Origin of the sequence: Streptomyces sp. NPDC056480 (genome assembly GCF_042795405.1) — a bacterium.
Lineage (GTDB): Bacteria > Actinomycetota > Actinomycetes > Streptomycetales > Streptomycetaceae > Streptomyces.
Genome location: NZ_JBHTSA010000222.1, coordinates 1 through 5,341 on the forward strand (window position 1 = coordinate 1; position 5,341 = coordinate 5,341).

Sequence of the window (5,341 nt, forward strand, 5' to 3'; positions counted from 1 at the left end):
ACGCGGCCCGGCACCCACGGACGGCGTCGGTTCCGCGATTCGGACCCCGACGCTAGCGGCAGCGGCCGACTCGTCCCCGCTCACACGCCGCAGCCTGCTGGCCGCTGGCCGCGTACCAAAGGCGGCCGAGCCGCCGAGCAGGGTGCGCCGCCCGATGCCACACAAAGGGTCGCCGGGGTTGCTGGCCGGCGCGCCTCCCTGGTTCCCCGAGGAGAGCACCGCCTTCTCCCCCGACCATGGCGCCGCATGGCCGGCACCGGCGGCGACGCGCAGATCGTCATCGCCACCGGCAGCGCCACCCGCCAGTACCACGCCGTCCGCAAGGCCGATCGCACCTGGGCCGCCTTCGATGACCGCAAGGGCTATGAAGGACTCCCTGGGCAAGGTCACCGTCAAGTCCTGGTGGACTTGGCGGATACGCGCGGTGAGTGCCGCGTCCGCTCCTGCCGGGCAGCCCTGGCAGGAGCGGAAGCCCGCCAGTAGTAGAAGCTCGAGCGAGCGATCCCCAGGATCCGACACAACCGCTTGACGCCGTATCGGCGCTGGTGTTCCTCGACGAACTGGCAGCGGTTCACCAGCGCGTCCCCCTGCGAAGTGCTTCGCGGCCCGCCCTAGAATCTCGCGCTCCTCCTCCAGCTCACGGATCCGCTTGCGTGCGGCAGCGAGCTCGGCCTCGAGCGGGGACTGCGGCGTCGGCGTCGCCTCACCCCGGCCCCGGGGCCGACTCGCGCCGGGGCTCGGATCCAGTTCCGCAGCGTCTCGGGATTGATCCCCAGATCGCCGGCGATCTGCCGAATCGTCGCTCCGGGTCGCGACTGGTACAGCGCGACCGCATCCGCCTTGAACTCCGGCGGACAATTCTTCATGACTACGAGATGTCCGTCCTCGAATCCTTAGGATCCAGTGTCTCGCGTGGGTCTATCACGAATTAGGTGTGGTTCGTCTGCTTGGCCTACAGGTTTTTTGCTGGGCTGTCCGGCCTATAACTGATTGCCCGTAAGTCGGCCGTCAAATAGGACGTCGAATTCGTTGAGGGCCGCCTTCCACCGGTCTGACAGCACTTGGCGCCTTCGCCGCCCTGCCCGGTCCACAGGCCCAGGATTTCACGGTAGCCGTCCGCGGTTACCGCGATCACCACGTAAACCGGCCGGTTGGCGACCTGCCCGTCTCGAATTCTCACGTGGATCGCATGGATGAACACGACCGGATACACCGAATCGAGCGGGCGGGTATGCCATTCCGCCATCGGCTCCAATGCTTTGTCCGTGATCGTGGAGACCATTTCCTTCGACGTGGTCATCCCGTAGACCTCGGCGAGATGGGCGACGATCTCCCCGGACGTCAGTCCTTTCCCTGTCAGCGAGAGAACCATGTCGTCGAGGGCGCCGGTCCGCCGGGCATATTTCGGCAGCAGTCCGGGACGGAAGGTGCCCAGCCGGTCGCGCGGAACATTCACGACCACCGGACCGACCTCCGTCATCACCTTCTTCGCCCGGTAGCCATTGCGTGAATTACCTCCCGAACGCGAACCCCGGCCTCCGGCGGTCACCGATTCATCGGCCAGGTGCAGTTCCATCTCCGCTTCGAGCGCGGCCTGCTTAAGGTGCTGCGCGAGTTCGGGAAGAATGCCGCCCTCACCCATCAGACGCAGACCGCCGGCCGCGGTCTTCTCCGCTGCGAGAGCGGCCAGTTCCTCCAGCAATTCGAGCGACAGACCGTTCTCGGACGCAGGCATCGGCTTCACACCAGAACCCTCAGCAGTCCCGTCAGACCTGGCAAGCGACACGCCGTCGGCCATCCCGATCGTGTGACCCGTCGTCGTACCCATCAGATGACTCCTTCGAGGAAGGAACCCACCTAATTCATGACACTCCCTCTCGCGTGTCCAGGACCAGGGGTCAAGGCCCATATACACTTGAGCAGTGGTTGCTCAGGGGGAGTGTACGGCGCGGGAATCATTATTCGTGCACGGGCCGCCGTGGTGCGGTGGTGGTTTCTGAACGAGAAAGAGGTAGCTAGATGCTCCGTCGTAGGATCGTGAAGCTGATCGGCACGGTGCTGGTATCAGGGTTCGTCGCCATCGTGCCGTTGGGCGGTTTGGCTTCCGCGGACGGGTTCTACATCACCGGCGATTACTTCACCAGCGTGGGTCCGCGATAGTGACTCACTTTCATCCTGCTCCTTGGGCCTCTTTCATCCTGCGCCGGGAGGGTGAAATGGCCTGGTGGGCGAGGGTGTGACAGGGCAGGGCCCCTGGTCGTCTGCGTGGTGATCTCACTCATCACATGGGCGACCGAGGGGCCCTGTTGGTTCCGTGTCCTTCCATGCTCGACGTCTCCTACGAGCTCGTCGAGCATGTGTCCTGGCTCATCCATGACCGTCGGCGGGTGCTGAAGTCGCCCTGGCGGAAGCTCGGTCTCTTCAAACAGGCACTGCTCGCGCTTGCGTATCTGCGGAAGAACGGGACGTTCGCCCGGCTCGGGGCGGGGTTCGGCGTGTCCGAGGCCACCGCCTGGCGCTACGTGGACGAGGCCATCGAGGTCCTTGCCCTGTGGGCTCCAGGCCTTGCACGAGGCACTCACCGGCATGGGTGAAGGAGACCTCGCGATCGTCGACGGCACCCTCGTCCCCACCGACCGCATTGCCGCGGACGAGCCGTACTACAGCCAGAAACACAGGAAGCACGGCATGAACGTGCAGTCATCGCCCGCCCCGACGGCGTTCCGCCGTGGTTCTCCAGAGCCCTTCCAGGACGCACCCACGACCTGACCGCAGCACGAGCCCACAGCATCGTCCAGGCCTGCCTCGTCGAGTACGCCGCCGCCCTCGGGATCGACATGGAGATCACCGCCCGCAAGCCCGGGACCAGGGGTTTCACCCTCATCCCGAAACGGTGGGCGGTGGAACGGACCTACGGATGGCTGATGCTCCACCGCCGCCTCGCCCGCGATTACGAAGCCCTTCCCGCCCGCTCCGAAGCCATGATCCACGTTGCCATGACCGGCCTCATGGCCCGCCGCCTCACCGGCGAGAACACCGTCTCCTGGCGCGAGCCGAAGAAAACCACAGAACGGCCGATCTCGGATGAAACATTGGATGAAAACGACCTCTTGGAAGCCGTTGCCCATACCGATCATGGAGTCTGTCGATCGAACGGAAGTCTCGATCGGGTGATCGCGCACTGCCCGGCATGAGAGCCGGTCCTGGCGGATACGGGCAAAACCCGAAGGAACAGAGGGCCGCGCGCTGCTACGGTCGGGCGCCATGAGCTGGCTCCCCGACAACTTCGTCCATCCCGTCCTGGTACCGCTGCCGGGCAGTGCTCATCACCTGCGGCCGACCTCGCTCACCTGAAGCTCGGAAAAGAGCAGAGTGAGGTTGTACGCGTTGGTCTCAACGCGAACCTCGTGGAAGTCGATCCCGAGGTCCGTCGACCAGCGGCGGGTCGCCTCCGACTCGGGACCTCGCGGTCCGCTGGGCGACGCACACCGGCTCGATCAACGCCCAGCGGGCATCGGAGACGTCACTGCGATCTGCACGCACGCCGAGTCACACGGTCACACGGACCGGACCAGTCCTGGACTGGACCCGGCGGATGACGCCGGGCCGACGCATGTCAGGTGTTCAGGAGCCGGTTGAAGAACGACCGGTAATGCTGCAGCGCCAGCCGCAGGTCTTCGGTCGCGACCTGCTCGCCCTGGCCCCACTGCTCTTCCAGCCCCTGCTTGTGGGCGGAGAAGGAACGCGCAAGGGTCTGCATCACCTCAGCTACCACGGCGTCCGCCGACCTCACCGCTTCCTGCGGGTCGTCGACGAACCGGCCCTGTATCTCGCCCCACTTCTCCTGGTACTTCGCGGTGTCGTCGGCACCGAGCAGCGGCTCATCAACATCGGCCCGCGCCGATCCCGACTCCGCTCCGCCGTCCCCCGGGAGCCCGTCCCCGCTCGCGCGATCCTCCCGCTCCTCTGCGGCCGCGTCCGCCGTGGCCTCCCCCGGGTACACGGGCGTCTTCCGCCCGTCGCCCTGCGCGGTATGGGACTCGGCATCCGTGTCGGTGTGGGTACCAGCCTCCGACGCCGACGCCGGGTGGGCGATGTCCTCCGTCGTGATGTCGGCGTCTCCCACTCGCTCGTCGCTGCTTCCGTGGTTCCGCATCTCACCGGCTCCTCTGGTCAGTCAGTAGGTCGTCGAACAGGGCGCGGTAGTGCACCATCGCCCCGCGGAGTTCCTCGGTTGTCGTCTCATGACCGGTACTGCGCACCTTGACGTCGTGTGCGGCCCGGTAGTGCGCCAGGGTTCGGCCGTGTTCGACCGACAGATCACGCAGCTGACCGCTGTAGTCCTCTGTGGGGTAGCCCCGCTCACGCATCAGCCGCGACACCAGTTCGTCGGCTTCCCTCACGGAACCTTCCGGCCGGTCCACGAAATGCTCTTGGACGCTGCCCCATTCGACGGCGTACCGGTCTCGCCGTTCAGGTGGCAGCTCCTTGATCTCAAGCTCGTCGTGGCGTTCCTCGCGGGCGCGTAGCTCGCGTTCCGCGGCCTTGCGGCCGCCCTCGGTCTCGATCGTGCGGTCGTACTCGGGGCCGAACTTCTTCTGCAGCCGTCGGCGGCGCGCCGCCATCCACAGTCCGACCGCGAGCGCGATCACTACGACGGCTGCGATGGCAATGACGGCGATGAGCGCACTGGTTGACATGGTTGGCCTCCGTCCTGGGGCCTCGTCCGACTTCCTTCATGCGGCTGCCCGCTGTCCCTGCGGGATCAGCTGGAGTCTGAGTCCTGGTGCGACGTATCAGGCGCCGTCGGGCACATCGTGGGCACCGGTCTCGCCTCTTCCTCGTCGGGCCTTCGCCGGGCTGTCAGTCCGGAGGTTCCGGCAAGGCGGCCGCACGGTGGGAGACGGCAAGTCGGCCCGGGTACGGCTTGTGCCCGGGCTTGCGGGGCGGGTGCGGGGAGCGGAGACCTTCCGGAGCGGGCGCGGGGCCTTCGGTTCCGGTTCTGTGACCGTTCCGCACAGCTCGCCTCGTTGTGCTGAGCGTTTCGTACGCCCGGCGTCTACCCGGCTGGTGACGTCTCAAGCAGTGGCGTCGGCAGCGACCGAGCCGCGTTCGAGGTGTGCGAGCAGATCGGCGGCGTGCCGATAGACGGCCCGAGCCCCGGCCTCATCGAGGTCCCGCCGCTGGATGCCGCTGCAGAGCAGCCCCGCGCATGCGACGTCGGCGCACGTGACCGTCCCCATGTCCTAGGGCCTGTGTGATGTCGTGATCATTCGGCGGTTTTGATCAGGTCGTCGATCCAGATCACGGCGGCGCGGAGGTGGACGCCGGCGAGATAGCT

At 66.5% G+C, this 5,341-nt stretch carries 7 protein-coding genes and 2 pseudogenes; 4 read left to right on the forward strand and 5 right to left on the reverse strand.

What is annotated here, in order from left to right:
* Positions 1 to 246 precede the first annotated feature (246 nt).
* The gene (locus ACFQ79_RS40100) at positions 247 to 483 is read left to right on the forward strand and encodes a hypothetical protein (protein WP_383593188.1); all 237 of its coding nucleotides are present in this window, start codon (positions 247 to 249) and stop codon (positions 481 to 483) included.
* Between the two features lie 128 nt (positions 484 to 611).
* Here ACFQ79_RS40100 and ACFQ79_RS40105 read toward each other — a convergent pair whose 3' ends face one another.
* Positions 612 to 866 (reverse strand): transposase, encoded by a 255-nt coding sequence (locus ACFQ79_RS40105; RefSeq protein WP_383593191.1) that lies wholly within the window; start codon positions 864 to 866, stop codon positions 612 to 614.
* Between the two features lie 86 nt (positions 867 to 952).
* Positions 953 to 1,828 carry a transposase gene (locus ACFQ79_RS40110; RefSeq protein WP_383593194.1) on the reverse strand — a complete coding sequence of 292 codons (876 nt, stop codon included), beginning with the start codon at positions 1,826 to 1,828 and terminating at the stop codon, positions 953 to 955.
* A gap of 209 nt (positions 1,829 to 2,037) precedes the next feature.
* Here ACFQ79_RS40110 and ACFQ79_RS40115 point away from each other — a divergent pair, with 209 nt between their 5' ends.
* The 3 genes and pseudogenes from ACFQ79_RS40115 to ACFQ79_RS40125 all read left to right on the forward strand — a co-directional run.
* Complete coding sequence (locus tag ACFQ79_RS40115; RefSeq protein ID WP_383593197.1) at positions 2,038 to 2,160, forward strand: hypothetical protein; 123 nt, start codon at positions 2,038 to 2,040, stop codon at positions 2,158 to 2,160.
* Positions 2,161 to 2,265: 105 nt separating this feature from the next.
* A pseudogene (locus tag ACFQ79_RS40120) lies at positions 2,266 to 3,050 on the forward strand (transposase family protein); the annotation flags it as partial.
* 214 nt (positions 3,051 to 3,264) lie between these two features.
* A pseudogene (locus ACFQ79_RS40125) lies at positions 3,265 to 3,339 on the forward strand (N-acetyltransferase); the annotation flags it as partial.
* 277 nt (positions 3,340 to 3,616) lie between these two features.
* On the opposite strand, the gene ACFQ79_RS40130 reads toward ACFQ79_RS40125, so the two are convergent.
* The 3 genes from ACFQ79_RS40130 to ACFQ79_RS40140 all read right to left on the reverse strand — a co-directional run bounded on the left by ACFQ79_RS40130 (position 3,617) and on the right by ACFQ79_RS40140 (position 5,243).
* A complete protein-coding gene (locus ACFQ79_RS40130; protein WP_383593201.1) occupies positions 3,617 to 4,156 on the reverse strand; it encodes a hypothetical protein in 540 nt (179 codons plus the stop codon).
* 1 nt (position 4,157) lies between these two features.
* Positions 4,158 to 4,700 carry a hypothetical protein gene (locus ACFQ79_RS40135; RefSeq protein WP_383593203.1) on the reverse strand — a complete coding sequence of 181 codons (543 nt, stop codon included), beginning with the start codon at positions 4,698 to 4,700 and terminating at the stop codon, positions 4,158 to 4,160.
* A 378-nt stretch (positions 4,701 to 5,078) separates the two neighbouring features.
* The gene (locus ACFQ79_RS40140; protein ID WP_383593205.1) at positions 5,079 to 5,243 is read right to left on the reverse strand and encodes a hypothetical protein; all 165 of its coding nucleotides are present in this window, start codon (positions 5,241 to 5,243) and stop codon (positions 5,079 to 5,081) included.
* Positions 5,244 to 5,341: the final 98 nt, after the last annotated feature.

Coding starts and splice junctions, on each gene's coding strand:
- ACFQ79_RS40105 (WP_383593191.1), bottom strand. CDS start 866: ATGAAGAATTGTCCGCCGGAGTTCAAGGCGGATGCGGTCGCGCTGTAC.
- ACFQ79_RS40110 (WP_383593194.1), bottom strand. CDS start 1,828: ATGGGTACGACGACGGGTCACACGATCGGGATGGCCGACGGCGTGTCG.
- ACFQ79_RS40130 (WP_383593201.1), bottom strand. CDS start 4,156: ATGCGGAACCACGGAAGCAGCGACGAGCGAGTGGGAGACGCCGACATC.
- ACFQ79_RS40140 (WP_383593205.1), bottom strand. CDS start 5,243: ATGGGGACGGTCACGTGCGCCGACGTCGCATGCGCGGGGCTGCTCTGC.
- ACFQ79_RS40135 (WP_383593203.1), bottom strand. CDS start 4,700: ATGTCAACCAGTGCGCTCATCGCCGTCATTGCCATCGCAGCCGTCGTA.
- ACFQ79_RS40100 (WP_383593188.1), top strand. CDS start 247: ATGGCCGGCACCGGCGGCGACGCGCAGATCGTCATCGCCACCGGCAGC.